Source organism: Corynebacterium heidelbergense (genome assembly GCF_028609845.1).
Lineage (GTDB): Bacteria > Actinomycetota > Actinomycetes > Mycobacteriales > Mycobacteriaceae > Corynebacterium > Corynebacterium heidelbergense.
In genome coordinates this window covers 619,075-645,777 of record NZ_CP063191.1, presented here as the reverse complement: position 1 = coordinate 645,777, position 26,703 = coordinate 619,075, and the positions used below count along the sequence as shown (strand labels likewise).

Below are 26,703 nucleotides of genomic sequence, written 5' to 3'. Positions count from 1 at the left end.
GATTAAGTTTGTCGATCTGACTGCTATCTGTCGACCTTTTTGCCGAAACGAGACCTGGGGTTGACTTCCCTATGACGCAACTAGGCTGGTTGTCATAGCTATCTTGTTTGCAAATATTTCTACCGAACGTCCTGTGTGTTCCAATGACTGATTTCCAACTGCTTTACTATCTGCACTGTTTCCACAGCGACGCGCGTGACCTTCCGGATGAGATCGACGATGTAGCGCGGGTTTCCCACCTCGTCTGCCCAGTCGTTGGGGTCGTTGACGATGCCTGAGGCCTTGTCTTTCTTCACCTGGTAGCGGTCGATCACCCACGCTAGTGCGGAGCGCGACCCGAGTATGTAATTTCCAGCCTCCGCTGGGATACCGGAGATCGTCACCTTTGTGTTGTAGATGATTTTGGTGACGTCATTGGCCGTCTTTGCAGTTTCCGAGTCCTTTCGCTTGGCCCACTTCATTTTAGCTACACGCCAGGTCTCGCGGTCGTCTTCGGAGAACCCCTCCTTGATTTGTACATCAAGTGGGTACGGCTCCACGTCCTCGTAGCCGACGTGCAGAGCCATCAGCGCCTGGCCGGCCGCTGCCACCTGGTCGAACGGCTCCCGCGACTGCGGCGTCGCGATATGCGGCAGCATCTTCTTCAGATCGGCTGCATACTTCGCGCGGTAAGCCGGGTCGTGCAATTGGCCGTACGCGAAATGAAAAATGTCGTCCTTCGTCACGTCCCCCAGGGCCGAGCGGTACTGCGCCAAAATCTCATCCGTCACATTGTCCACACGTCGGTACCCGGAGAGGATTTCGCCCTCCCTACCCTTTATACTTGCCGACGAGGACTGCCCCAACGCCAAATCCAACTCACTGTCAGAAACCTCGACACGCTCCCACGTCCACCGAGAGAAGAACTGCGAGGACGCAATTAAGTGGAGGTCGGGAATCTTATCAGTAGCGAGGACGCTCAATCCTGTGGATTCGCCCGGATTGACAACAGCGAAACCAATATTGTCGTGTTCCGGCGTTGGGAACATTTGCGGCATTCGATAGGTGCAGTTGTTGAGCTGCTGTTCCTGGTCGAAGTAGACATGATTCTTGGTAAACGGCCTGTACAAGCCGATCCGGTATGCATCAGTGCGTTGGTCAAGATAACGGCCACGCACGACGTTCCGCTTGTTCACACGATCCCACGAAAACTTCGTCTTGTCGAACGTAATTTCTTTTCGTGCTTCATCTTCACTTTTGCCCTGTCCGACCAATCCCGTAAGCCGACGCGTTTCAGAATTATAGAACTTGATTGCGCATCTTATGTTTTGCTCGAGTTTGGACAAACTGAAGTTATAAGCCCATGCATCCCGATTTGTGGCTAACCCGAGGGAGTAGTTTTCAGAGAACTTCTTGACCTGCGTATCCTTCTTATCGCCCAACACCGGCCAGGTCTCGAACAACTCCGAGCGTTGACTCAGCCAGTCGCCGAACTTATTGGGTTTAATTTCCTCCCAGGGCAGCGACTCGATTGAAGCGTGCTGAACGATATCGAGCTTTTCCTCGGCACTGAGATAATCGCCAATATCGCGGTAGTGAATCGTGCAACCAGAACGCTTGGGATCTTTCACGCAGAGCGTTACCGCGATCGTGGTCCGACCTCCATCGCGGAACACGTTGCCTGCTTCCTTGCGGCGCAATTCACCGGCTGTTCGCGCGTTTCCGCGCAGGTCAAAGACGTAAATGTCGCTGAAGTCCTCGGCAAAGGACAGACGGACACCGTCGGCAGTATTTCCGTCAAGCCAACCGCCGTTCGACACAAAGGCGACAATGCCGTGATTGCCAATGCGGTCCGTGGCCCAACAGAAAGCTCTCAAATACGAGTCATACAGCTGAGATTTTCGCGCACCAGTCGATTTCGCCACGTAGGTCTGAGCAATTCGCTGGTCCAACGTCGGATATTTCAGATTGGCGTTATTGTCATTCGCGCTGGTCTGGCCCACGGAATACGGCGGGTTGCCCACAATCACGTGGATGGGCGCCTGCTTCTGGCGCTCGATGGCCGCATTGTTCTCGACGAACACGTCCAGGTCGAGGGCGTCGCCCTCCTCGTACACCTGGAACGTATCGGCCAGCGCGATGCCCTCGAACAGCACATACTGAGCCCCACTGTCCTGTTCGGAACTTCCCGAGAGAGAGTCGGCGTTGCGCTGTGCGCGCTCCGCCATGAGCGCGTTATACGTCGTCTCGATGTTCACCGCGCCGACATAATAGGCAAGCAACATGATCTCGGTCGCATGCAGCTCCTTGGCGTATTTGCGCGCCAGATCCTCCGGCTCAATCAGCCCAGACTGCAGCAAACGCACCATGAACGTGCCCGTACCCGTAAACGGATCCAGCACATGCACGCCCTCATCCGTCAGCCCGCGCCCGAAGTGCTTCTTCAACAAGTCATCGGCGCTGCGCAGAATGAAATCCACAATCTCCACCGGCGTGTACACAATGCCCAGCGCCTCCGCCTGCTTCTTAAAGGCCTTACGGAAAAAGCGCTCGTACAGCTCCTTGACCACCTGCTGCTTACCGGAAGCACTCGTGACCTCCGAGGCACGCACGCGAACGGACTCGTAGAACTTCTCCAACCCCTCCGTCTCCGACTCCAAGCGCTTGTCCGCCAGCGCATCCACCATTCGCTGCATCACCCTTGAAACCGGATTGTGCGCCGCGAAGTCGTACTCCGCGAACAGCGCATTGAACACCGGCGCGGTAATCAGATGCTGCGAAAGCATTCCAATCGCCTCGTCCTCCGAGATGGAGTCATTGAGGTTACCGCGCAGGCCCTCCACGAACGCCTCGAACTCCTTGCGCAGCGCAGCATCGGCGCCCTCAAGCAGGCTGCGGATGCGGGCCGTTTGGGCGTCGGCGATATCAGCCACGTCATCAGCCCAATCCTCCCAGTAGGTGCGCGTACCCACCTTGTCCACCAACTTCGTGTACAAGGCCTCCTGCCACTGCTCCAGAGAGAACAGCGCCAACGTCTGCGCAGTCACCTCGTCGGCCGAATCCAGCGCCGCGGTTCGCGCACCAGATTGTTCTGCCTCATCCAACTTCTGCCGGTCCGACTTGTTCGGATTGTCTACATGCTCCACGTCAATGGGCAGCTCGTCGGGCGCGGACTCGTTCAAGCTGATGGAATTCACCTTCGCGTTGAAGCGGTCGTCGTGCGCGCGCAGCGCGTTGAGAATCTGCCAGACCACCTTGAAGCGACGATTATCGCTCAACACCTCCGAGGGGGACTTTCCGGGTGGCACGGCCACAGGCAGGATGATGTAGCCATAATCCTTGCCCTCGGACTTGCGCATCACCCGCCCCACGGACTGGACCACATCCACCATGGAATTGCGGGGGTTGAAAAACACCACCGCATCGAGGGCGGGAACGTCCACGCCCTCCGAGAGGCATCGCGCGTTCGAGAGCACGCGGGTCTGGTTCTCCGGCACGTCGGCCTCCAACCACGACAGGCGCGAGTTGCGCTCCATCGCGTTCATCGCGCCATCGACGTGCCGGGCGGCGATCTCCAGGTCCACGTTGTGCAGGGAGACCTCGTTGAGTGCGGCCTTCTCGCGCAGGAGTTGCTGGTGGGTGGCAACCAACGTGGGGTAGCTCTCCACGATCTGCTTTGAGGTCTTGATGTCCTTGGCAAACACCACAGTGCGCTTCATCGGGGCGGCATCGATATCGAAGCCGTGCTTGGTGCCCTGCTCCTTGCCGGAACGCTTCGCCAGGCCATTCCACGCACCGATCATCGCCGAAGCCAGCGAGAGGTTGACCTCCTGCGGGCCGCGGGACAGGGCCTCGGCGGCCACTTCCTCATCCACGGTCATGACCAGCACCTTGTAGTCCGTGAGCAGGCCCTTCTCCACGGCTTCGCCGAAGCCCAGACGGTGGAATTCCGGCCCGTACACAGCCTCATCATCCATGGACGCGAGTTCCGCAGAATGCTCTGCGGCTTTGCCCTTCGTGGCGTCGTCGAACAAACGAGGGGTCGCGGTCATATACAGGCGGCGAGCAGCACGAATGTAATCCGCGTCGTGGATACGCACGAAGTTGGAGGCATCCTCGCCGGCCAGAGTCACGCCCGTGGTGCGGTGGGCCTCATCGCAGATCACCAGGTCGAAATCATCCAGACCAGCGGCCTGCGCCTCATGGACGGCTGGGAGGGACTGATAAGTGGAAAAAACCACCTGCAGGCCAGCGGCGCGCTTGCCGTGAGAGAAACGCTCGGCAACGTCCGCACCGTTCGTGGAGACCGGGACCTCCAGATCGTACGAGGCGATATCCTCGGCCTTCTTCGAGACCTTCGTATCGGAACACACGGCGTAGGACTTCAGATCCAAGCGGGCCTGGGCAGTCCACTCCTTAAGCGTCTGCGAGAGCAAAGAGATCGACGGCACAAGGAAGAGCACTCGGGCACGGTTACCGTTGAGCTCGGCCACCTGCTCGGCCAAGCGGAGAGCCGTGAACGTTTTGCCCGTGCCACAGGCCATGATGAGCTTGCCGCGGTCATGAGTGTTGAATCCCTCAATGGTCTTGGCGATCGCGGTGGCCTGGTGCGGGCGGGGCTCGAAAGTGTGGCGCGGGGACAGATTGATCTCGATATCCGAGCCGGGGAAGGTCAGATCCCAATCAATGGGCGCATCCGCGATGGCGGCGGTGCCGATCCGATTCGTGGGGATGCCCTGATTCTCCAGCATTGCCTCGGCATTCTTGCTCCACTTATCCGTGGTGGAGATGATGATGCGCTGGGCGAAGGATTCGGTGCCGTGCTCGGTGGTGAAGGTGCGGCCGGAGGCTTCGAAGAAGGAGTCCAGGTGGGCCTTTTGGATGCTGGTCGTGCGCTTGTAGAACTTGCATTGAATCGCGACCCACTGCAGGTCCTCGGCGCGGCGGGCGACGAGATCAATGCCCGTGTCCGGGTTCCCGCCGTTGTAGGGCCAATCGATCCAGCGGCATACATCCGCGTACTCGGCACTGAGAACCGGGTCGCTGCGGAAGTAGTTGACCATCAACTTCTCAAAGGCGATGCCGTACCTACCCGGAGGTTGATTCTCGCGGAGCTGGTCCAGTGCCGTATCGAATGTAGCCATGCCCACCATTATGGGCCAGGGGTTGGTGAACGCGGGGCAGGCTGGGCGGGCATCCCCGATGGGTGACACGGGTGTCGGCAGACTACCGGCCCACTTTTGGAGCTAAGCCGCTAGCGAATTGCTCCCTCAATCGCGGCCCCATCATCCGCGCTGAAGTGAAAAACCTTCTCCCCGTAGGTGACGGTGACGACGTCTCTCGACCCACACACCATCGCCCATTCCTCGGGTCCACACCACCGAATGCCGATGCCTTGCTTCCAGTGCATGGAGGTCGCGACCGTTGTTTTCTCGATTGCGGAGAGTGGAATGACCCTCGGCACGAAGTACTGCCGGACAGTCAGCTTTCCATCCGCAACTGACCAGTACACGGTGCTCGAAGCGCACACCAACGCCATGAAACCCGCAGTCAGAGCCAAAAAGGCTGGGCTGCCGATTTGATCAGAGTCTGCGAAGGCTGCCCAGGCCACGCCCGCCAGGGAGGCGACGAAGAACACAACCAGAAGCGCTTGGGCGAAACCGCCGACAGAACCTTTTCCTCGTGTCACGCGGGATAGCGTACCTGGGGTCTTGAGACTCCGCAGGTTTCCGCCCAGCACAAGCGCAGCCAGCCGCTTTCACCGGTTCTGTGCCAGAAAAAGGGCCGAACCGCGGCATGAAACCGGTAAAACCCCCTAGCTTCCTGGCGGCACGAAACCGGTGAAAACCCCCGACCCCCTCCTACACCTCTATCCGCATCCCCGGTCGCGCCAACGTCAACTCCCCGTCGAAGTAGCGCCGCGCCCCACGCAGCGCGCCCTCGCCGTCTCCCCACGGCGGAATGTGCGTGAGCACCAGGTGCTTCACCCCGGCCTGTGCTGCCGCCAGACCCGCGTCCTCCCCCGATATGTGCATGCCGTCCGGCTTCCCCTCCGATGTCTCCCCCCATGTTGCCTCGCACAGCAGCACGTCCGCGCCCTGAGCGATCTGCGCTAGCCGCGGAGTCAACGCCGTATCCCCGGAGTACACCAGCGAGGAACCATCCGCGCCGTGAATTCTCGTGATATAGGCCTCCGTCGCATGGACAGCCGGTGCCGAGTACACGTCGAAAGTGCCGATGCTGGTGGAGGGGTAGGTGGTGGCGTCGAAGAAAGATGAAGGCCCCGCATCATGAACCAGGACTTCGAACGTATCGCTGAAATCATCTGGGGCGTCCGGATGATCCGCACCCGCCGTGCCCAGTTGGCGGACCGTGATGCTTGGCGCCAGTAGTTTGTGCCGTTCCTGCGCGGAATCGGTGGGGTGGAAGCGCCGCCACACCAATAGCGAAGGGAAATCAAGGCAATGATCCGCGTGCAAGTGTGATAGCACCAGGTGGCAATCGGAGATCTGCACCTCGGGGTAAGACTGCAAAGCACCAAGCACCCCAGGGCCGATGTCCAACAGCAGCGGCTGGGAATTCCCTCCGCCCGCCTCCCGTGGGTTCTCGCGCAGGACATAACCAGACGCCGGGGAATCAACCCCGGCCAAGCTCCCCGAGCAACCCACGACAAGCAATTCCATGACCGCTGATTGTTGCACGGCCTGGGCAGAAAAATCGACAAGCCCACCCGATTGACGGGAAAGATCACAATGGTTACTAGAAAAGCAGATTTGTCACCTTCGCCGCGGTTCGGCGGCCGGTGTAATGAGCTCGGGTAGCTGACCGTCAGGTCACACACCCATCGCGGCCTGTCTATCCGGCGGTAGCCTTTAGCAATACTGAAAGGAGCACATCCCCCCATCATGGTCCAGATGAAACGGCAGATCCCGAACCCCACGGAGCTGTTCGACCTCGTGCAGTTGAAGAAGCCAACCCTGAATTTCAAGCAGCGTCGCCTCGCGGAGGCCCAGACGATTTGGGATCTGCGCGACATCGCCAAGCGACGCACCCCCGCTGCCGCGTTCGACTACACCGATGGCGCCGCCGACGAGGAGATTTCCATGCGTCGCGCCCGCCAGGCATTCCGCGACGTGGAGTTTTGCCCCTCCATCCTCCACGACGTTTCCCGCGTGGACACCTCCTGCACCGTCTTCGGCGGTCCTTCCGCGCTCCCCTTCGGCATCGCACCGACTGGCTTCACCCGCCTCATGCAGACCGAGGGGGAGCTCGCCGGCGCCTCGGCCGCCGCGAAAGCTGGCATTCCGTTTAGCCTGTCGACCCTGGGCACCGCCTCCATCGAGGACGTCAAGGCCGCCAACCCCACCGGCCGAAACTTCTTCCAGCTCTACGTCATGAAGGACCGAGACATCTCCTACGGCCTGGTGGAGCGCGCCGCCGCGGCCGGGTTCGATACGCTCCTGTTCACCGTGGACACCCCAGTTGCCGGCGCCCGCCTGCGCGACAAGCGCAACGGTTTCTCTATCCCGCCGCAGATCTCCCTGGGCACGATCGCCAACGCCATCCCCCGGCCCTGGTGGTGGTGGGATTTCCTCACCACGCCCCCGCTCGAGTTCGCCTCCCTCACCGAGACGGGCGGCACCGCAGGGGAGCTGGTGGACAAGGCCATGGACCCGTCCATCCAGTTCGCCGACCTGCAGACCATCCGCGATATGTGGCCCGGCAAGCTCGTGGTCAAGGGGGTGCAGAACGTCGCCGATTCGAAGAAGCTGGCCGATCTTGGGGTGGATGGGATCGTGCTGTCTAATCATGGCGGACGCCAACTCGACCGAGCGCCGGTTCCGTTCCAGCTGTTGCCAGATGTTGTTCGCGAGGTCGGGGCGGATGTAGATGTCGCTATGGATACGGGGATCATGCACGGCTCCGACATCGTGGCCGCGCTGGCGCACGGGGCGAAGTTCACCTTCATCGGACGGGCCTACCTGTACGGGTTGATGGCTGGTGGGGAGGCCGGGGTTGATCGGGCGATCTCGATCCTCCGGAAGCAAATCGAGCGGACGATGAAGTTGCTGCAGGTGGAGCGCCTGGAGGAGCTGACGCCGGAGCACGTCAAGCGCCTCAGTTAAATGGCGCCCTGGGCATCTGCCCTCGATGGGCAGCGCCCAGGGCCCCTATCGCGAGGCACCCCGTCAATGACGCAACCGGGGTGCATCGCAGCCACGCAGGCTGTTAGCTCTCGCTACCCTTCCTCCGGCGGGCCAGGAGGAGCAGAGCACCGCCACCGATAGCCATGGCCGCGATGAGAAGGCTGAGGCCGATGTTGTCCACACCCGTATCGGCCAGGCCCTGACTGGAATCGTCGGCAGGATCGGACTGAGGTGCCCGGCTGGGGCCGTGCACAGCGGGAGCTTTACCGGTTGTATCGGTTGGCGCCTCACCGGCCCCACCACCGGCCGTTCCTCCGGTGGTGCCGCCACCCGTCAGCGGGACGGGATGAGCTGATGACGTCCCCGTATTAGTGGATGGGGAGGCTGAGGCAGTCGAGCCCTCAGCTGGGGCTGCCGGTTTAGTAGCCGACGAGCTGGCCGGCGAGCTCGTGGACGCAGCGGTATCGGAGGCCGAGGTGGAAGGAGCGGCCGAGCTTGTCGAAGACTCGGAAGAGGTTGGCTGCGAGGTGGTCGACTCCGCAGTCGTCGGCTCCGAAGTGGTGGGGTCAGACGTCGTCGTTTCGGAGGTCGTCGGCTCCGACGTCGTTTCAGACGTCGTGGGCTCAGCAGTCGTCGGGTCCGAAGTGGTGGCCTCCGACGTCGTTCCAGAGGTAGTGGGCTCCGACGTCGTCGTTTCGGAGGTAGAGGGCTCCGACGTCGTCGTTTCGGAGGTAGAGGGCTCCGACGTCGTCGTTTCGGAGGTCGTCGGCTCCGACGTCGTTTCAGAGGTAGTGGGCTCCGACGTCGTCTCGGAAGCCGTCGGCTCAGACGACGTCACAGAGGTCGTGGGCTCAGCAGTGGTGGGCTCAGCCGGTGTCGTTTCCGTCGGAGCAGTCGAGGTTGGGGTGGGCGTCTCACACTCTGCGGGTGTCGAGAACCCAGCCGTGGCTTGCGTGAAAAACTGGCCACCGGAGACCAGCCCAAACTTTACGGTGTATGCGGATCCGGGCGTCAAACCGTCGAACACGCCCGATAGCGGCAGGCGATATGCCGGGGATCCGTCGGGGCCCGGGCCGATGAGGTCAGCTTCAATGACTCTTCCGGTGTCCGTTCCGTCGGCGTTGTAGAGCCGTATTTGGCGAGGGTATGTGTACACCTCTGTGCGGCTACCGGTTCCCCCGTTCACCTGGACGCTCTTACACGTCGTCGGAGTCGCGTCGACATAGCTCTTTGTGGTGCGCACGCAAGCGTAGGCCTGTCCGCTGAGGGCTCCGTCGAGCTGGACGGTCACGCCCCTAGTCCCGTCCAAGCCGGTGAAGACGAGCGGCTGTGAGAAGTTAGCGTCGCCCGCGTAGACGGTTGTGGTGCCAACCCCCGTTGGCTGGTATGCACTGAAACGGGTTCCGGGGGGAAAATCCCCTGTGGAAGTGATCGTGAAGGTTGAGCAGTTGTTGGTCCACACCCCGGACAGGGCCGGGGAGGGGGCCGTTTGGGCTTGAAGGGTCTGTCCCCCGGTGGCAAAAATGAGGCCGAAAATAGCCGCCGTAGCAGCCGACGCCTTGATGGATGAAGTGCGCATAGTGTCCGCTTCTCTGAGCTGGTGGGATGCCGGTTTATGCTTTCCCAGGATCACTATTTCACACGGCCCGCAACCCCGCAACACCACAGCTTGCATTGCATCCACATTGCAAACATCGGTTACAGATCTCCCCTTGAATGTTTTCCGAAAATAACAGTCTTGACCCCTTTTCCCCAAACCCCTCCGGAAGACTACCGTGCCTATCGAAGTAATCGCGGTATTTGAGCGACAGACGTGATGTCCGGACCGAGGAAACGGGTGGCCAGGTTTGCGAATTTCTGAGGATCACCAGTCGACTCAAATGATTTGCAAGCTGCCGACGCGTGTCGGCCAGCATGTTCCGCGAGCGCACCCCGTTCAGAAAGAGTGCGATACACCACCTTGGCCGTCTCATCGGCAGAGCTCACCAGAGTAACATCATCCCCCATGACCAGCTGGATCACCCCCGCCAGCAATGGGTAATGGGTGCACCCAAGAACCAAAGTATCCACCCCCGCCTCCTTGAGGGGTTCAAGGTACATCTCCGCCAGGCCAAGTATCTGCCGACCAGTAGTCCTACCTCGCTCCACAAACGGTACAAATTGCGGGCACGCCTGAGAGAAGACATCGACTGAGGGATCCACTTCCCTAAACCGACGCGCATACTGGCCAGAAGCGACCGTCCCCGCCGTGCCGATCACCCCGACCCGTTTATTGCGAGTTGTGGCCACCGCTCGGCGCACCGCAGGGAGTATCACTTCAACTACGGGGACCGGGTAGCGTTTCCGGGCATCCGCTAGGAAAGCAGCAGACGCGGTGTTACAAGCAATGACGATGATTTTAGAATCTCGTCGAGCGAGTTCGTCAGCCACGGCACGGGCGAAGATCTGAACCTGCGATAACGGCTTATCGCCGTACGGTGAATTTGCAGTGTCGCCAATGTAAACAATAGATTCGTTAGGCAACAGATCGACGATTGAACGGGCAACGGTTAGACCTCCCACTCCGGAATCGAAGATTCCAATAGGAGCATCATTGGCATAGGCTTTTCTCGTTCCTTCATCGCCGCTACAGATTTTGTTCAATGGCCCGCCATTTCCGAACTCGGTGCCGTCGGCTCCCCAACTCACCGTTGAACCTCGGCTCCCGCATCCACGCCGCCAACGTGTTCAGCGATCTCCGACCATGACAGGACATCGAACATGGGCTCTGCAGCCAGCACGGAGTGAACGATTGCCCGCTCCACCGCCTGCGCTGCTACGGCGGACAACATCGTCATCTGCATCGGGGTGATCGATGCCGGATCTAGCTTGGGTCGGTTCTTCCCATCATCCTGCGTGCCGTCCGTCTCGCACTCACCAGAGGCCGGTAGTGAAAGCGCAAAGAAAGTATCCCCATCCATCGGCATATGAGCGGGGCGAACGGCGCGGGCCAACCCGTCGTGAGCAGCCATCGCGAGGCGCTTGGCCTGAGCTTTCGTCATGGGTGCAGTAGTAGCAATGATGCCGATTGTGGTGTTGCACTGGGATTGTGGTGAGGGCCGGGTCGGCGTGGAGTCACCCTGGGATCTGGTCTGGGGGCCGCCGTGGGGGTCAGCCGAGGTGGAAGCCGACCCGGTGCCGTTCTCCGGTACCGGGAACTTCGTTCCGGCGATGTTGCACCCTACCAACCTACGGATTGCGGCGTCATTCAACGGGGCAACCCTTCCCCACTCATCCCGACGGCCAAGGATAGAAAGCTCGTAAACGGCAAACTCCCCCGCCATCTCCGACCCGATGCCCCAGGGTAGGCCGGTGGTCGGGTCGAACACCGAGCCCTGCGGATTGGTCACTACGGCAGCGGCCACGACATGCCCAGCCAGCGCCGTTCCCTCCGGGAACACCGCACTTGCCTGTCCAAAGCCTCCTTTCAGCGCCCCGGCCGTAGCCCCGCGACCCGCTCCAATGCAGCTGCTTCTGGTGCCGGCATTGGAGCCCGGATCTTCACTCCGTTGGTCTGCCTCCGCGCCGACAGCCGCCCCCGGCGCCTCCCCCGCCCCCGCGGCCCGAAGTTCCAGCTCCGCGGCCCGCAACGCCCGGCGAGTGGCCAAGGCCCCCTCCTCAGCTCCGGGGCGCTCCCGCCAGGACCCCACTAGCAAGTCAAAGATCACGGCCCCGGGAACGATAGGCACGACCTTGTCCGGATGCTCCTTAGCTCCCAGCACGGGGAAGCCGACGCCTTCGCGTTCGAGTTCGGCCATTGCGCCGCTGGTGGCGTCCAATCCGAAAGCGGAACCGCCTGCGAGCACCACCGCATGCACGGCTTCCACGGTATTCCAGGGCGACAACAGATCCGTCTCACGCGTGCCCGGGCCCCCACCGCGGACGTCCACACCTGCCACGGCCCCCGCAGGAGTCGCGATAACGGTCACGCCGCTAGAGCCCTGGTCGGCCCTTCCATCTCCCTCAGGCCAACCGCCGCATTCCGCGTGCCCGACGCCCAAACCCGGCACATCCGCTAAACCATTGCGTGGCCCTGGCACGCACCCAAACAGATCCGACGTCATGGGCCCGTCACACTCCCGTTACTCTCCGCGGCCTTGCGAACCGCCGCGGGAAGCATCGCCATCGCCCGGCACGTCCAACTCCCCCATCACGGCCTGCAGCAGACTATCCAAGTGAAAACCCAACCAGTCCAGGTAATTCCGGCCTGCCTGAACCTGCTGCGAATCCTCACCCAGTTCAGCTGCGAATTGCTCCAACTGCGCGGAGTGATAGTTGCGGATGTCCGTGATCGCCCCCAACCACGGGTGGGTCTCCTCAGGCGTCAGGCTCACATTCACCGAACCATCAGGCCCCAACGCATCAGAGATAAACCGCAGATTTACCAGCTTCGCCTTGATAATGTCCGTCTCGTTGAGCTGCCGGGTCAAACTAGCTTCCCCCTCCACGGTCTCACCGCCCTCCCGGAAGAAGGACGGCAGTACCCGGCGCAACCCAGGGTCATCAGGCGCATGCGCATGTCCGGACGGCATCCCCGTCATCTCCGCGAGCTCGTCCTTCGGTGCAGTCCGGGCCCGCTCCATAAGCTTTTCGGACACCGACGCGGCAGAATCACCCAGCATCTCCCGCTCCATCGGCTCCAGGCGCGTGATGAACCTCGCGCCGCGCAGCAGGCTACCTTTCTTCACCCAGGGTTCCATCTACCTCCGGCCCCTCCTTATTGTTTGTGGCACTCCGCCCTAACCGTCCGAGCGTTGCATCGTGGCCCACAGGCCGGCAGTGTGCAACTTCTTCACATCCGCTTCGACCTTATCCCGTTCGCCAGAACTCACCACGGCCTTACCGCTCGTATGTACCTCCATCATCAACTCCGTGGCCCGCTTTCGCGAGTACCCCAGTACCGTCTGGAACACGTAGGTCACGTAGCTCATGAGGTTCACCGGGTCATCCCAGCAGATGCACAACCACGGCAAATCGGCCTTGGTGGCCGTGTCCGGCACTCTTTCCGCAACTGGGGTCGCAGTGGGAGCAGCGGGGCTTGTAACGTGGGGCACCATCGGCGGTCCCACCAGCAACGGCTCGGCTGGGCTCGCGGCGAAAGCAGTCATGGTCACCACGATACCCACTCCCCCGCGTCCCTCGTTCCCCATCTCTTTGTCTCTTCCGGACGCCACCCCACCCATCGCTCCAACCCACCGTTGTCCTCAGGCCCATCAGCGGTGCCCCGGCCAGGGGTTAGGATGCTTTCTGTGACAACAGACAACCCCGCTTCCTTCGCGTCCAGCGCGGAACAGGCCCCGGTTGGTGGCGTCCCCAATCGGACCGAGAACAGCACCCCGGCTCCCACCGCCACCACGGAATACAGCGCGCACCACGGCCCCGGCCCCCGCTCCTCCGCGCTGCTGACCGACAAATACGAGCTGACGATGCTGGAAGCGGCGCTGCACGACGGCACCGCGCACAGACAGTGCTCTTTTGAGGTTTTTACCCGGCGCCTGCCAAATGAGCGCCGGTATGGGGTCGTGGCCGGCACCGCGCGAGTACTGCGGGCGGTGCGGGATTTCGTGTTCACGCAAGACCAACTGGATCAGCTTGAGTTCCTCAACGAGGAAACCCGCGACTACCTTCGCAATTATCGATTTACCGGGCACATCGACGGATACCGGGAAGGCGAGCTGTACTTTCCCCAATCGCCGATCCTCACCGTGCGCGGAACCTTCGCGGAGTGCGTTGTGCTGGAGACGGTCATCCTGTCCATCCTCAACTCGGACTCCGCCATCGCCGGGGCCGCGGCCAGAATGGTGACCGCCGCAGCCGGGCGCCCCATCATCGAAATGGGCAGTCGGCGCACCCACGAATACGCAGCCGTCTCCTCCTCCCGCGCGGCCTACATCGCCGGCTTTGATGCCACCTCCAACCTGGAAGCCGCATACCGATATGGCATCCCCGCCTCCGGCACCGCCGCCCACGCCTGGACCCTGCTGCACACCCACGCCGATGGCACCCCCGACGAAGCCGCCGCCTTCCGCGCGCAGGTGGAAGCGCACGGGACGGACACCACCCTGCTCGTGGACACGTACGACATCACCCAGGGCGTGAAAACCGCCGTGGAAGTCGCCGGGACTTCCCTCGGGGCGGTGCGGATCGACTCCGGGGACCTCGGCGTTCTGTGCCGCCAAGTGCGAGAACAGCTCGACTCGCTGGGGGCGCACAACACCCGCATCATCGTCTCCAGCGACCTCGACGAGTTCGCCATCGCGGCGCTGCGGAGCGAGCCCGTCGACGGTTTCGGGGTGGGCACCTCCGTGGTGACGGGATCCGGGGCGCCCACCGCCGGGCTCGTCTATAAGCTCGTGGAGGTCGAGGGCGTGCACGTCGCGAAACGATCCCGCGGGAAAGCGAGCGTGGGCGGGGCCAAGGCGGCCGTCCGCGCCTGCCGCAGCTCCGGCACTGCGGTGGAGGAAATCACGTACCCCCTCGGCGCCAACACCCCAGATACCGGAGTTCTTAAGGCCGTGGAGCTGGTCGTGCCGCTCATGCGCGACGGGGACATCGTGGAAGGGCTGGCCACGCTGGAGGAATCCCGGGAGTATTGCGCGGGCCAGCTCGTGACCCTGCCGTGGGAAGGGCTCGCGCTGTCGCGCGACGAGCCCGCGCTGCACGTTCGCCACGTGAACGCCACCTAAGCGATGGCTGGGAACGCGATGGGCGGCGAGGCATTGGCCGGAGACGATGCACGTTCCGTGGAGGACACGGGAGCGATGGACGCAGACACCATGGCCGGGGACGATCCACGTTCCGTGGAGGACGCGGCGCAAGACCTGCTGGACGTCGCGGTCAAGGACCTCGGCGGTGCGCCGCGCGCAGGACAACGCAAGATGACGCGCGCCGTGGCCCGGGCGATCGAGCGCGAGCAGCACCTCGCCGTGCAGGCCGGGACGGGCACGGGTAAATCCCTGGCCTACCTCGTCCCCGCCGCAATCCACGCCGTCTCTTCCGACACCACCGTCGTCGTGTCGACGGCGACAATCGCGCTCCAGCGCCAGCTCGTCGAGCGGGACCTGCCGCGACTCGCCGAAGCTCTCGACGGCGAACTCCCCCGGAAGCTGACCAGCGCGATCTGCAAGGGCAGGAACAACTACCTGTGCCTGAACAAGGTGCGTGGCGCCGCGACGGACGGCATACCCGAACCGGAGGAGAACTCGCTGATGAGCGCCGCCGCGATCTCCTCCACCGGGGCGCAGGTCGCCCGGCTGCACTCGTGGGCCGATCAGACCGAAGACGGGGATCGCGACAACCTGGAGCGCGGGGTGTCGGACACCGCGTGGCGGCAAGTCTCCGTGACCTCCCGCGAGTGCATCGGCGCAAACCGCTGCCCCCACGGGGAGGACTGCTTCGCCGAACTCGCGCGCCGCCGCGCGGGGGAGGCGGACATCGTCGTCACCAACCACGCTTTGCTGGCCATCGACGCGCTCTCGGACGTCAACATCCTCCCCGAGCACGACGTCGTCATCGTCGACGAAGCCCACGAGCTCGAGCCGCGCATCACCTCCACCGCCACGCAGGAGCTCAGTGCCACTGCCATCGCGATCTTGGCGAAGCGGGTGCAGAAGCTGGGCCTCGAGGCCGACGGCGATGACCTGCAAACAGCCGGGGATGGTTGGTTGGACGCCCTCAACCAAGCGTTGCTGCAACGGGACATCACCGGCCGTTGGACCGGCATCCCGGCGGGACTGGATGGACCGCTGCGCGAGCTGAAAGACACCGTGTGGAAGGTGAACCGGAGCATGTTCGCGATGGATCCGAGCGAGTACGTCTCGGAGCCGGAGCGGGCGGCGGAACGGCAATCGCTGATGGTGTCCACGGAGGAGATGCACGACACGATTGTGCGGATTCTTGAGGCCTCGCCGGCCTTGAGCGGTCCGGGCGGCGCCGCGGCCAGTGCAAGCAGCGCCCAATCGCCAAGCGCTGCCGAATCGCGCGGCGGGGCGCGCAGCGCGGCCGGTGGTGACGTTGCCCCCTCCCTGGCGTCCTCAGATGATCCCCTCCTCGGTGAGGACGTGGTCTGGCTGACGGGCGAGGACAACCGTCGCGTCATCGCTGTCGCGCCGCTATCGGTCGCGGATCTGCTACGTCAGCGGATCTTCGCGGCGAACACGGTAATTCTGACGTCGGCGACGCTCGCGCTCGGCGGGCGGTTTTCGGCGATGCTGGCGCAGTGGGGGACGTCGGAGAAGCACACCACCACCCTGGACGTCGGCACGCCCTTCGAGCCGCGCACGCACGGGATTCTGTACGTCGCGCGCGACCTGCCGAAGCCGGGGCGGGAGGGTGCCCCGGACGAAACCGTGGACGCCACCGCGCAGCTCATCAACGCCGCCGGTGGGCGCACTCTGGGCTTGTTCTCCTCGCGTCGAGCGGCGGAGGCGATGGCGGAGAAGCTGCGCACCGTCGTGCCGTACCCGATTCTGCTGCAGGGCGAGGATAGCCTGTCCGGGCTGGTCACGCGGTTCCGCGACGACGAGTCGGCGTGCTTGTTCGGCACGCTGGGGCTCTGGCAGGGGGTGGATGTGCCGGGGCCGAGCCTGTCGCTGGTGGTCATCGACCGGATCCCCTTTCCGCGGCCGGACGATCCGCTCAAGCAGGCGCGGCAGGAGGCTGCGGCGAAGTCGGGGCGCAATGGGTTCATGGAGGTGGCGGCGAATCACGCAGCGCTACTGATGGCGCAGGGGGCGGGGCGGCTGTTGCGGTCCACTGAGGACCGGGGGGTTGTGGCGGTGCTCGACAGTCGGCTCGCTACCGCTCGGTATGGTTCCTATATCCGCAGGTCTATGCCCGATTTCTGGGAGACGACGGATCGGGACACGGTGCGCAAGGCGCTGCGGAGGTTGGCTGGGGGCCGTTGATTTAGGACGCCCCTCCCGCCGCGCACCTTGCCCGGCCGGCGCGGTGGGCAGTGGCGGCGGGTCTTACTGGGCTCGGCTAAGGCCGCTTCGAACAACCGCTACCGCTGCGCCTTAGCCCGGGTGCCACCGCTCGCACCCACCGCTTCAAACAACCGCCTCCCCCGTGCCGTCCAACCGGCGACACCTCTCAGACCCACCGCCGCTTTCCACAATCGCGAGCCCTGAGCCGCCCAACCGGGCCAAAAGGGGCAAAACCCCGGACACCCCGCAACCGCCCACCAGCACAAACACCACCCCAACCCGACCCAACCGTCCGGAAAAACGCCCCCACCGTCACCAAACCGACGCCGTTGCCCTCCCAACCGGGACACACCTCCCACACCCGGCACTGCTCCACCAGCCGACCCCCTCACCAGCCGGAACCCGCCAAACCCTAGCACCCCCACGCTGGAGCTGATTGGGGCGCGGGGTTATTGGCGTCCGGAAAAATGAACTTTTTTGCACCCAAACAAAACTAGAATGACGCCACAACCACCCCCACCAACCGCCCCGAGGAGCCCCACATGCCCGTCTCCAGCAGCCGCCCCGACCTCACCATCCCGGACGTCGGCCTCTACGACTTCGTCTACGGCACCCTCGACTACAACGACGAGGACCGCATCGCCGTCATCGACATCGCCGACGGCTCCCAAACCACCTACGCCGAGGTGCGCACTTTCGTGAACTCCGTCGCCGGCGGCCTGGCCCAACGCGGCGTGCGCACGGGAGACGTCGTCGCCCTCCACTGCCCGAACTCGGAGGCCTTCATCATCTACGCCCATGCCCTATGGCGCCTCGGGGCGGTGGTCAGTCCGCTTCCTTTATTGGCGACGCCAGAAACAATCGCTTCCCAACTCGTCGACTCTGGGGCGAAACTACTCCTGACCTGCGCTGCTCTTGGCGACTCCGGGAATGAGGGCGCCGCGGCGGCCGGCCTGGGCGCGGATCAAGTGATCCACCTCGACACCTCTCGCGGCATCCGACAGATGATCGCGGAGCGGATCGCGCCGCCGCCCGTTGAGTTCGACCCCCGCACGCACATCGCCGCCCTGCCGTACTCCTCGGGGACAACGGGGCTTCCCAAAGGCGTGCAGCTCACGCACCGTAACCTCGTTGCGAACATCGCCCAGTCCGCGGACTATCAGCTGCTGCGCCGCGACGACGTGGTGTTCGGCGTGCTGCCGTTCTTCCACATCTACGGCCTGACCACTTTGGTGAACTTGTCGATCTACCAGCGGGCGACGGTGATCACCCAGCCGCGGTTCTCGATCGACTCCTTCCTGGCTGCGCACGAGAAGTATGGGGTCACGTTCACTTTCATCGCACCTCCCATAGCGGTTCTGCTGGCCAAGCACCCGGCGGTGGATAGCTACGATTTGTCGAAGCTGCGAGGGTTGCTGTCGGGCGCCGCGTCCCTCGACGAGGGCCTGGCCGATGCCGTGGAACGACGGCTGAAAGTGCCCGTTCAGCAAGGTTTCGGCCTGACGGAGACGAGCCCCGTGACGCACGTGAATCTGGACGAGAATGTCTCGCGGGGGTCCATCGGGCTGCCAGTAGCGAACACCGAGCACAAGCTGGTGGAAGTGGACACTGGCAGGGAGATTCCCGTGCCGCAGGGCGGCGGGGAGGGGTCCGAGTCGGGTCGGTCGGAGGTCGGGGAGCTGTGGGTTCGCGGACCCCAGATTATGGCGGGCTACCTCAACAACGAGGAGGAAACCCGCATCGCGCTCCCCGGCGACGGCTGGCTACGAACCGGCGATCTCGCGGTTCACGACGCTAGCGGGCGCGTTTACATCGTCGACCGGCTGAAGGAAGTGATTAAGTACAAGGGATACCAGGTGCCCCCGGCCGAACTGGAGGCGCTTCTGCTGACCCACCCCGGGGTGGCGGACGCGGGCGTCATCGGGGTTACGCGCGACGGCAAGGAGGTGCCGAAGGCCTTCGTCGTGCGGCAGGGCGGGGGTGGCGAGCAGCCCAGCGAGCAGGACATCATGGACTTCGTGGCCGAGCGAGTCTCCGCGTACAAGAAAATCCGTGAGGTCGAGTTCGTCGACACCATCCCCAAGTCTGCCACCGGCAAGATCTTAAGGCGCGAACTGAAGGCAATGGAGAAGTCCTAGCCGCTGCTCCTCCTGCGCCGTCCGCTCCCCGCCCAGCCACGCCCTGCCGCTACCTAACCGCTGCTCCTCCTGTTTGATCTACCCCCGCGGGCGGTCAACTATTCAGGGGCACGCGGCGATAGGTTCCGTCGCGGAGGTCGGCGTCCTCAATCTCATGACGAGAGATACCCAGCAGGAACAGCACCTGATCCAAGAACGGGCGATTGACAGCCGCGTCCGCCACCTCCCGCAGCGCCGGCTTCGCGTTGAAGGCGATGCCGAGGCCAGCGGTGGAGAGCATGTCGATGTCGTTGGCACCATCCCCAACCGCGACAGTCTGGTGCAGCGCCAGCCCGTTGGACCAGGCGAACTCCTTAAGGCTCTCGGCCTTCGCGCGGCGGTCGATCACCGGTCCAATGACGCGGCCGGTCAGCTTGCCGTCGATGATTTCCAGGGTGTTCGCCCGCGCGAAGTCCAGATCCAGCTCGCGAGCCAGCGGTTCGATCACCTGGATGAACCCGCCCGAGACCACGCCGGTCTTGTATCCCAGCCGCTTGAGGGTGCGGATCGTCGTGCGGGCCCCGGCGGTCAACTGCACATCGGCGGCGACGCGGTCGATGACGTTGGCGTCCAACCCCGCCAGCGCCTTCACGCGCTCGTGCAGCGACTGGCTGAAGTCCAGCTCGCCGCGCATTGCCCGCTCGGTGACCTCCGCGACCTCCCGCTCCCGGCCCGCGTACGCCGCGAGCATCTCGATCACCTCGTGCTGGATGAGCGTCGAGTCGACGTCGAAGCAGATCAGCCGTTTGCTGCGACGCGCCAGGCCGGCCCGCTCGATGGCGATGTCCACGCCGATCTCGGAGGTCAGGGGGGCAAGGGCCTTTCTCAGGGCGACGCCACCACCAGGCGTCGGATCCGGAACCGTCAGCTTGAACTCCAGGCCGGTGACGGGGTAGTCGGCTATTCCCCGGATCGTGTCGATGTTCGCGCTATAGTCCGCGAGGGTTTGGCCGATTCGGGAGATGTGCGCGGCAGTGACAGGGTGCCCGAGCACCACCATCGCGTGCGTGGAGTGGGGGCGGGTGGTTTCGAGGTCGCGATCCACTGTCACCTCCACACTCACGCCGTGGACGGAGAGTGTGTCCTTCAGCCCCGCGCGGAGCTGATCGAGGTCGCTGCGCTGGGCGCCCAACAGGGCGGCGAGGCTGAGGCCACCACGGAACACGGACTGTTCGATATCTAGAAGCTGCACGTCGTAAGCAGCGAGGACTCGGAAGAACGCAGCCGAAACGCCAGGGCGGTCTGGGCCGGTCACGGTGACGATGCAAGGTTCCAGGCCAGGCGTCAACGAGTGAGCCAGGGTGTCGGCGGGGACCGGCGGCTGTCCGTCGGCGGGGGCGGAGCCCGCGTCTGCGCGGCCGTGGGCAAGGTCGGGTCGATGTGGGGCTGGTTCGTTCACGCCCGCAATCTTCGCACCCCCGCCCTTTGAGCAGCAAAAAACGACCGCACCTCGCGTAGTTGAGGTGCGATCGTTGAATTTCTTGCCGACCCATCCGGACTGGTTTCAGCCCAGGGGTTTTGGTTATCCCCGGTTCGGGGTTCCGGCCAACTCGGGGAGTTGCCAACCCGAGCGCCACCCACTCGGGCGGCAACCCCGGCAGGTGGTCTAGAAGTGGCGGCCGATGTGAGCGTCGTCGCGCATCTTCTTCACCATGTGCGGGTGGTGCAGCTCGAACGCAGGGCGCTCGGAGCGGATCCGCGGCAGGGAGGTGAAGTTGTGGCGCGGCGGCGGGCAGGAGGTCGCCCACTCCAGGGAGTTGCCGTAGCCCCACGGGTCATCCACGGTCACGACCTCGCCGTATCGAGCGGACTTAAAGACGTTCCACAGGAACGGCAGCGTCGCGATTGCAAGTATCACTGCGCCTACGGTCGAGATCTGGTTGTAGATCGTGAAACCGTCCGTTCCTTGGTAGTCGGCGTAGCGGCGCGGCATGCCCATATTGCCGACCCAGTGCTGGACGAGGAAGGTGGTGTGGAATCCGATCAGCGTCAGCCAGAAGTGCAGCTTGCCCAGCTTCTCGTCCAGCATGCGGCCGGTCATCTTCGGGAACCAGAAGTAGATCCCGGCGAAGGATGCGAAGGCCACGGTACCGAACAGGGTGTAGTGGAAGTGGGCGACCACGAAGTAGGTGTCCGAGACGTGGAAGTCCAGGGCGGGGGCTGCCAGCATGATGCCGGTCAGGCCACCGAAGAGGAACGTCGCGAAGAAGCCGACGGCGAAGAGCATCGGCGTTTCGAAGGTCAACCGTCCGCCCCACATCGTGCCCAGCCAGTTGAAGAACTTCAGGCCGGTCGGCACGGCGATGAGGAACGTCATGAAGGCGAAGAACGGAAGCAGCACTGCGCCGGTGACGAACATGTGGTGAGCCCACACTGCCATGGAAAGAGCGGCGATCGAAAGAGTCGCGAAGACAAGTCCGACGTAGCCAAACATCGGCTTACGGGAGAACACCGGGTAGATCTCCGAGACGATGCCGAAGAAGGGCAGCGCCAGGACGTACACCTCGGGGTGGCCGAAGAACCAGAAGAGGTGCTGCCACAGGACCGCGCCACCGTTCTGCGGGTCGTAGATGTGGCCACCGAGCTTGCGGTCGTACCACACGCCCAGGGCGGCAGCGGTGAGCAACGGGAAGATCAGCAGAACCAGCAAGGAAGTCACCAGGATGTTCCAGGTGAAGATCGGCATACGGAACATCGTCATGCCCGGAGCACGGAGACACAGGATGGTCGTGATCATATTGACCGCAGACAAGATAGTTCCGACACCACCGACTCCGACGCCCATAATCCAGAGATCCGAGCCGACACCCGGGGAGTGGATAGCATCAGCCAACGGCTGGTACATGGTCCAGCCGAAGTCAGCGGCACCACCGGGGGTAAGGAAGCCACTGAGCATGATCACGCCACCGGCGGTGGTCAGCCAGAAGCCGAACGCATTCAGCCGGGGGAACGCCACGTCCGGGGCGCCGATCTGCAGCGGCATGATGTAGTTGGCAAAGCCGAACACCATCGGGGAGCCATACAGCAGCAACATGACGGTGCCGTGCATGGTAAACAACTGGTTGAATTGCTCAGGGGACACGATCTGCATGCCCGGGTGGAACAACTCCAGGCGGATGAGCAGGGCCATCAGGCCGCCCACCATGAAGAAGGTGAACGACATGATGAGGTACATGATGCCGAGCAACTTGTGGTCGGTAGTGGTCAACACCTTCCAGGCAAAGCTGCCGGCGGCAGGCTTGCCAAAAGGGGCAGGCCGTGCGGGAGCAGCAATTACTTGCTCCTCGCGAGGCGCTACTGCGGTCATTTCTTCCTCCTGACTACGCGGTTTGGTGGTCGTCGTCCACCTCACCCAAAAAGGTTCTTCACCAGCAGCGTTGCCCCTCAGCAAAGCGGATCGCAGACACTACAGGTGCAGAGATAGCCCTATCTTATCCGGTTGTGGGGACTTTTGATAGCCCGGTGCCCCTCCCGGGTTCTTTCCCCCACGTTTTCGGGGGTAGGTCGGAGACAAGGGGCGGCGGCGCCGTGCTCCTGGCGTCTAGAAATCCCAATCCTCATCCCTCGTGCTCTCCGCCTTGCCGATGACGTAAGAAGACCCCGAACCGGAGAAGAAATCGTGGTTCTCATCCCCACCGGGATTCAACGCGGAGAGAATCGCCGGGGACACGCGCGTTTCATCGGCCGGAAACAAGCCCTCGTACCCCAAGTTGTTCAGCGCCTTATTTGCGTTGTAGCGCAGGAACCGCTTGACGTCCTCGGTCCACCCCAACTCGTCGTACAGGTCCTCCGTGTACTGCGCCTCATTGTCGTAGAGCTCGAAGAGCAGCTCGAAGGTGTGCTCCTTGAGCTCATCCCGGCGCGCGGGCGACAGCTTCTCCAGGGCCCGCTGGTACTTGTAGCCGATGTAGTACCCGTGCACGGACTCGTCGCGGATGATGAGGCGGATGATGTCCGCCGTGTTCGTCAACTTCGCGTGGGAGGACCAGTACATCGGCAGGTAGAACCCGGAGTAAAACAAGAAGCTCTCCAGCAGCACGCTGGCGATCTTGCGCTTCATGGGGTCGTCGCCCTCGTAGAAGCTCAACACCGTATCGGCTTTGGCCTGCAGCTTCTCGTTCTCCTCGGACCAGCGGAAGGCATCGTTGATCTCGCTGGTGCTCGCGAGCGTCATGAAGATGGAGGAGTAGGACTTCGCGTGCACGCTCTCCATGAAGGAGATGTTCGTGTACACCGCCTCCTCGTGCATCGTCACGGCATCGTCGATGAGCTTCACCGCACCCACGGTGCCCTGGATGGTGTCCAGCATGGTCAGGCCGGTGAAGACGCGCATCGTGGTCTGCCGCTCGAGCTCCGTGAGGGTGGACCAGGACTGGACGTCGTTGGAGAGCGGAACCTTTTCGGGCAGCCAGAAGTTGGCGGTCAGGCGGTCCCAGACCTCCAGGTCCTTGTCGTCCGGGATGCTGTTCCAGTTCACCGCGCCCACGGGCTTGCCGGGCATGTGATGGGCGGGGGATACGGAGAGGGTTGCGGTCATTTGGGGTTGGTCTCCTTCGTTGGGGGCGGTGAGGTGGGGTGGTGGCGAACCGAAGTCCGCCCCGAGCGCCTACAGCATGCAGCTCACGCAACCTTCCACCTCAGTGCCGGTGAGCGCGGTCTGGCGCAACCGGATGTAGTAGATCGTCTTGATGCCCTTGCGCCACGCGTAGATCTGCGCGCGGTTGATGTCGCGAGTGGTGGCGGTGTCCTTGAAGAACAGCGTCAGCGACAGCCCCTGGTCCACGTACTTGGTGGCCACGGCGTAGGTGTCGATGATCTTCTGGTAACCGACCTCGTAGGCATCCGCGTAGTAATCCAGGTTCTCGTTCGTCATGTACGGGGCGGGGTAGTAAACGCGCCCGATCTTGCCCTCCTTGCGGATCTCGATCTTCGATGCGATCGGATGGATCGACGACGTCGAATTATTGATGTAGGAGATGGATCCGGTCGGCGGGATGGCCTGCAGGTTGCGGTTGTATAGGCCATGTTCTCTTACGGACGCCCGGAGCGCCGCCCAATCCTCAGCCGTCGGCGTATGGATAGTGGAGTTGGCGAACAGCTCAATGACTCGCTGCGTCTTGGGGGCGAACTCCGCAGGGTCGTAGCGGTCGAAGAATGCACCGCTGGCGTAGTCCGAGTTGGCGAAGTTGTCGAAGGTGGTGCCCCGTTCCTTGGCGATGGCGTTGGAGGCCTTGATGCACTCGTACATCACCGCGGCGAAGTAAGCGTTGGTGAAGTCCAGGGCCTCCTCGCTGCCGTAGTGGATGCGCTCGCGTCCGAGGAACCCGTGGAGGTTCATCTGGCCCAGACCGATGGCGTGGGAGTGGTTGTTTCCCTGGCGCACGGAGGGAACCGAGTCGATGCTGGTCTGATCTGCGACTGCGGTGAGTCCGCGGATGGCGGTCTCGATGGTTTTGGAGAAGTCCTCAGAGTCCATGGCCGTGGCGATGTTGAGGGACCCCAGGTTGCAGGAGATATCGTCCCCCACCTCGGCGTAGCTGAGATCCGCGTTGAACACGCTGGGTGTGGAGACCTGCAGGATTTCCGAGCAGAGGTTGGAGTGGGTGATCCGCCCCTGGATCGGGTTGGAGCGGTTCACCGTGTCCTCGAACATGATGTAGGGGTAGCCGGATTCGAACTGGATCTCGGCGATGGTCTGGAAGAACTGGCGGGCGTTGATCTTGCGCTTGCGGATGCGCGGGTCCTCCACCATCTCCTCGTAGTGCTCCGTGATGGACACGTCCGCGAAGGGCTTGCCGTAGATCCGCTCCACGTCGTAGGGGGAGAACAGGTACATGTCATCGTCGCGCTTGGCCAGCTCGAAGGTGATGTCCGGGATCACGACCCCCAGGGAGAGGGTCTTGATGCGGATCTTCTCGTCGGCGTTTTCCCGCTTCGTGTCCAGGAAGCGCAGGATGTCCGGGTGGTGGGCGTGCAGGTACACGGCACCGGCGCCTTGGCGGGCCCCGAGCTGGTTGGCGTAGCTGAAGGAATCCTCCAGCAGCTTCATGACGGGGATCACGCCGGAGGACTGATTCTCGATCCGCTTGATGGGGGCCCCGGCCTCACGGATGTTGGACAGCAGCAGCGCCACTCCCCCGCCCCGCTTAGACAGTTGCAGGGCGGAGTTGATGGAGCGGCCGATGGACTCCATATTGTCCTCGATGCGCAGCAGGAAGCAGGACACCGGTTCGCCGCGCTGAGCCTTGCCCACGTTGAGGAAAGTGGGGGTGGCGGGTTGGAAGCGGCCGTCGATGATTTCGTCGACGAGGTTCTCCGCGAGGCTGTGGTCGCCGTCGGCCAGACCCAGTGCGACCATGCACACGCGGTCTTCGAAGCGCTCGAGGTATCGGCGTCCATCAAATGTTTTTAGCGTGTAGGAGGTGTAGTACTTGTACGCCCCGAGGAAGGACTGGAAGCGGAACTTCTTGGCGTACGCGCGCTGGAACAGGGACTTGACGAAGGGGAAGTCGTACTTGTCCAGGATTTCGCGGTCGTAGTAGTTGTTCTCGATCAGGTAGTGGAGCTTCTCCTGCAGGTCGTGGAAGAAGACCGTGTTTTGGTTAACGTGCTGCAGGAAGAACTGGTTGGCAGCCTCCCGGTCCTTGTCGAACTGGATGTTGCCCTGCTCGTCGTAGAGGTTGAGCATGGCGTTCAGGGCGTGGTAGTCCAGCTGCTCGCTGGGGCGGACGGGCTCTGCGACGGACTTTCCGAGTTCGGCAGTGGTCACGATGGCGGGCTCCTTGTGTTGGAATTTTCGGTTTTTCAGGCAATTCGTTCGGTGGGCGGACGCTGGGGCAGTTCACTGGGCGGATGGGTGCTACTCGTCATCGTTCAAAGTCGCCAGCCAGGCAACCGTCCGCTAAAACACCGCTGCTACGGGGCTTGTCATGCTACCGATTCCCACCGCCCCTCGGAGCGCAACGCCGCTTCGAACTCCGCCAGCCCGGCGCGGACCCGTTCCACGTCCCGGTCCGTCCCCATCAGCTCGAAGCGGTAGAGGTACGGCACGGCACATTTCGCGGCGATGATATCCCCGGCCTTCGCGAAGTCCACGCCAAAGTTCAGGTTTCCGCTGGCGATGACCCCGCGGAGGTAGCGGCGGTTGGCTTCGTGATTGAGGAAGGTGATGACTTGCCGGGGCACGGGCCGGGAGAACTCGCCGGTCATGCCCGCCCCTCCTCCGTACGTGGGCACGATCAGCACATGCGGTTCCGCGACCACGAGGGGTGGTTCGTGACGGCGCAGCGGAACGCGGGCGCAGCGCATCCCAAGTTTGCGGACGAATCGGTGAGTGTTCTCGGTCGTTGAGGAGAAGTAGGTGATCAGCATGGTTCTTCGGCGCTGTTCGGGTTCGTGCCCTGGTCGGGGGCTAAAAGAAGCCGGGCTGGCAGG

Annotated in this window: 18 protein-coding genes; 5 read left to right on the top strand and 13 right to left on the bottom strand. The window is 63.0% G+C overall.

All coding sequences use genetic code 11. From position 1 onward, the window contains the following. Positions 1-119 precede the first annotated feature (119 nt). The 3 genes from CHEID_RS02815 to CHEID_RS02805 form a co-directional block, all read right to left on the bottom strand. On the bottom strand, positions 120-5,123 hold the full coding sequence (locus tag CHEID_RS02815; RefSeq protein WP_112769037.1) for a DEAD/DEAH box helicase: 5,004 nt from the start codon (positions 5,121-5,123) through the stop codon (positions 120-122). A gap of 110 nt (positions 5,124-5,233) precedes the next feature. Continuing rightward, positions 5,234-5,668 carry a hypothetical protein gene (locus CHEID_RS02810; protein ID WP_133258540.1) on the bottom strand — a complete coding sequence of 145 codons (435 nt, stop codon included), beginning with the start codon at positions 5,666-5,668 and terminating at the stop codon, positions 5,234-5,236. 172 nt (positions 5,669-5,840) lie between these two features. After that, the gene (locus tag CHEID_RS02805; RefSeq protein ID WP_112769036.1) at positions 5,841-6,662 is read right to left on the bottom strand and encodes an MBL fold metallo-hydrolase; all 822 of its coding nucleotides are present in this window, start codon (positions 6,660-6,662) and stop codon (positions 5,841-5,843) included. A gap of 222 nt (positions 6,663-6,884) precedes the next feature. Here CHEID_RS02805 and CHEID_RS02800 point away from each other — a divergent pair, with 222 nt between their 5' ends. After that, positions 6,885-8,105 (top strand): alpha-hydroxy acid oxidase, encoded by a 1,221-nt coding sequence (locus tag CHEID_RS02800; RefSeq protein ID WP_112769016.1) that lies wholly within the window; start codon positions 6,885-6,887, stop codon positions 8,103-8,105. Positions 8,106-8,208: 103 nt separating this feature from the next. Here the strand turns inward: CHEID_RS02800 and CHEID_RS02795 are convergent, their stop codons facing one another. Continuing rightward, complete coding sequence (locus CHEID_RS02795) at positions 8,209-8,379, bottom strand: LPXTG cell wall anchor domain-containing protein (RefSeq protein ID WP_181645877.1); 171 nt, start codon at positions 8,377-8,379, stop codon at positions 8,209-8,211. A 118-nt stretch (positions 8,380-8,497) separates the two neighbouring features. Here CHEID_RS02795 and CHEID_RS02790 point away from each other — a divergent pair, with 118 nt between their 5' ends. Further along, on the top strand, positions 8,498-9,253 hold the full coding sequence (locus CHEID_RS02790) for a hypothetical protein (protein ID WP_181645876.1): 756 nt from the start codon (positions 8,498-8,500) through the stop codon (positions 9,251-9,253). A gap of 652 nt (positions 9,254-9,905) precedes the next feature. On the opposite strand, the gene murI is transcribed toward CHEID_RS02790, so the two are convergent. The 4 genes from murI to clpS are packed head-to-tail and all read right to left on the bottom strand — an operon-like array spanning position 9,906 to position 13,222. Then, positions 9,906-10,769: a glutamate racemase gene (gene murI / locus CHEID_RS02785; protein ID WP_112769035.1), complete on the bottom strand. Its 864-nt coding sequence runs from the start codon at positions 10,767-10,769 to the stop codon at positions 9,906-9,908. Between the two features lie 41 nt (positions 10,770-10,810). Beyond that, the gene (locus CHEID_RS02780; protein WP_273661234.1) at positions 10,811-12,229 is read right to left on the bottom strand and encodes a P1 family peptidase; all 1,419 of its coding nucleotides are present in this window, start codon (positions 12,227-12,229) and stop codon (positions 10,811-10,813) included. Between the two features lie 18 nt (positions 12,230-12,247). Beyond that, entirely contained in the window at positions 12,248-12,865 is a 618-nt protein-coding gene (locus tag CHEID_RS02775; RefSeq protein WP_112769835.1) for a DUF2017 domain-containing protein, read from the bottom strand. 39 nt (positions 12,866-12,904) lie between these two features. Then, on the bottom strand, positions 12,905-13,222 hold the full coding sequence (gene clpS / locus CHEID_RS02770; protein ID WP_181645932.1) for an ATP-dependent Clp protease adapter ClpS: 318 nt from the start codon (positions 13,220-13,222) through the stop codon (positions 12,905-12,907). Between the two features lie 342 nt (positions 13,223-13,564). Between clpS and CHEID_RS02765 the strand changes: the two genes are divergently transcribed. From CHEID_RS02765 to CHEID_RS02755, 3 genes are all read left to right on the top strand, one after another. Continuing rightward, the gene (locus tag CHEID_RS02765; protein ID WP_273661461.1) at positions 13,565-14,851 is read left to right on the top strand and encodes a nicotinate phosphoribosyltransferase; all 1,287 of its coding nucleotides are present in this window, start codon (positions 13,565-13,567) and stop codon (positions 14,849-14,851) included. 75 nt (positions 14,852-14,926) lie between these two features. Then, a complete protein-coding gene (locus CHEID_RS02760; RefSeq protein WP_273661233.1) occupies positions 14,927-17,071 on the top strand; it encodes an ATP-dependent DNA helicase in 2,145 nt (714 codons plus the stop codon). Positions 17,072-17,634: 563 nt separating this feature from the next. After that, positions 17,635-19,230: an AMP-binding protein gene (locus CHEID_RS02755; RefSeq protein ID WP_112769833.1), complete on the top strand. Its 1,596-nt coding sequence runs from the start codon at positions 17,635-17,637 to the stop codon at positions 19,228-19,230. Positions 19,231-19,324: 94 nt separating this feature from the next. Here the strand turns inward: CHEID_RS02755 and serB are convergent, their stop codons facing one another. From serB to nrdI, 5 genes are all read right to left on the bottom strand, one after another. Beyond that, the gene (serB, locus tag CHEID_RS02750; protein WP_181645930.1) at positions 19,325-20,569 is read right to left on the bottom strand and encodes a phosphoserine phosphatase SerB; all 1,245 of its coding nucleotides are present in this window, start codon (positions 20,567-20,569) and stop codon (positions 19,325-19,327) included. A 306-nt stretch (positions 20,570-20,875) separates the two neighbouring features. Beyond that, positions 20,876-22,576: an aa3-type cytochrome oxidase subunit I gene (gene ctaD / locus CHEID_RS02745; RefSeq protein WP_112769831.1), complete on the bottom strand. Its 1,701-nt coding sequence runs from the start codon at positions 22,574-22,576 to the stop codon at positions 20,876-20,878. A gap of 234 nt (positions 22,577-22,810) precedes the next feature. After that, positions 22,811-23,806 (bottom strand): class 1b ribonucleoside-diphosphate reductase subunit beta, encoded by a 996-nt coding sequence (gene nrdF / locus CHEID_RS02740; protein WP_112769830.1) that lies wholly within the window; start codon positions 23,804-23,806, stop codon positions 22,811-22,813. A gap of 69 nt (positions 23,807-23,875) precedes the next feature. Beyond that, entirely contained in the window at positions 23,876-26,038 is a 2,163-nt protein-coding gene (nrdE, locus tag CHEID_RS02735; RefSeq protein ID WP_112769829.1) for a class 1b ribonucleoside-diphosphate reductase subunit alpha, read from the bottom strand. Between the two features lie 158 nt (positions 26,039-26,196). Then, complete coding sequence (gene nrdI / locus CHEID_RS02730) at positions 26,197-26,640, bottom strand: class Ib ribonucleoside-diphosphate reductase assembly flavoprotein NrdI (RefSeq protein WP_112769828.1); 444 nt, start codon at positions 26,638-26,640, stop codon at positions 26,197-26,199. Positions 26,641-26,703 lie beyond the last annotated feature (63 nt).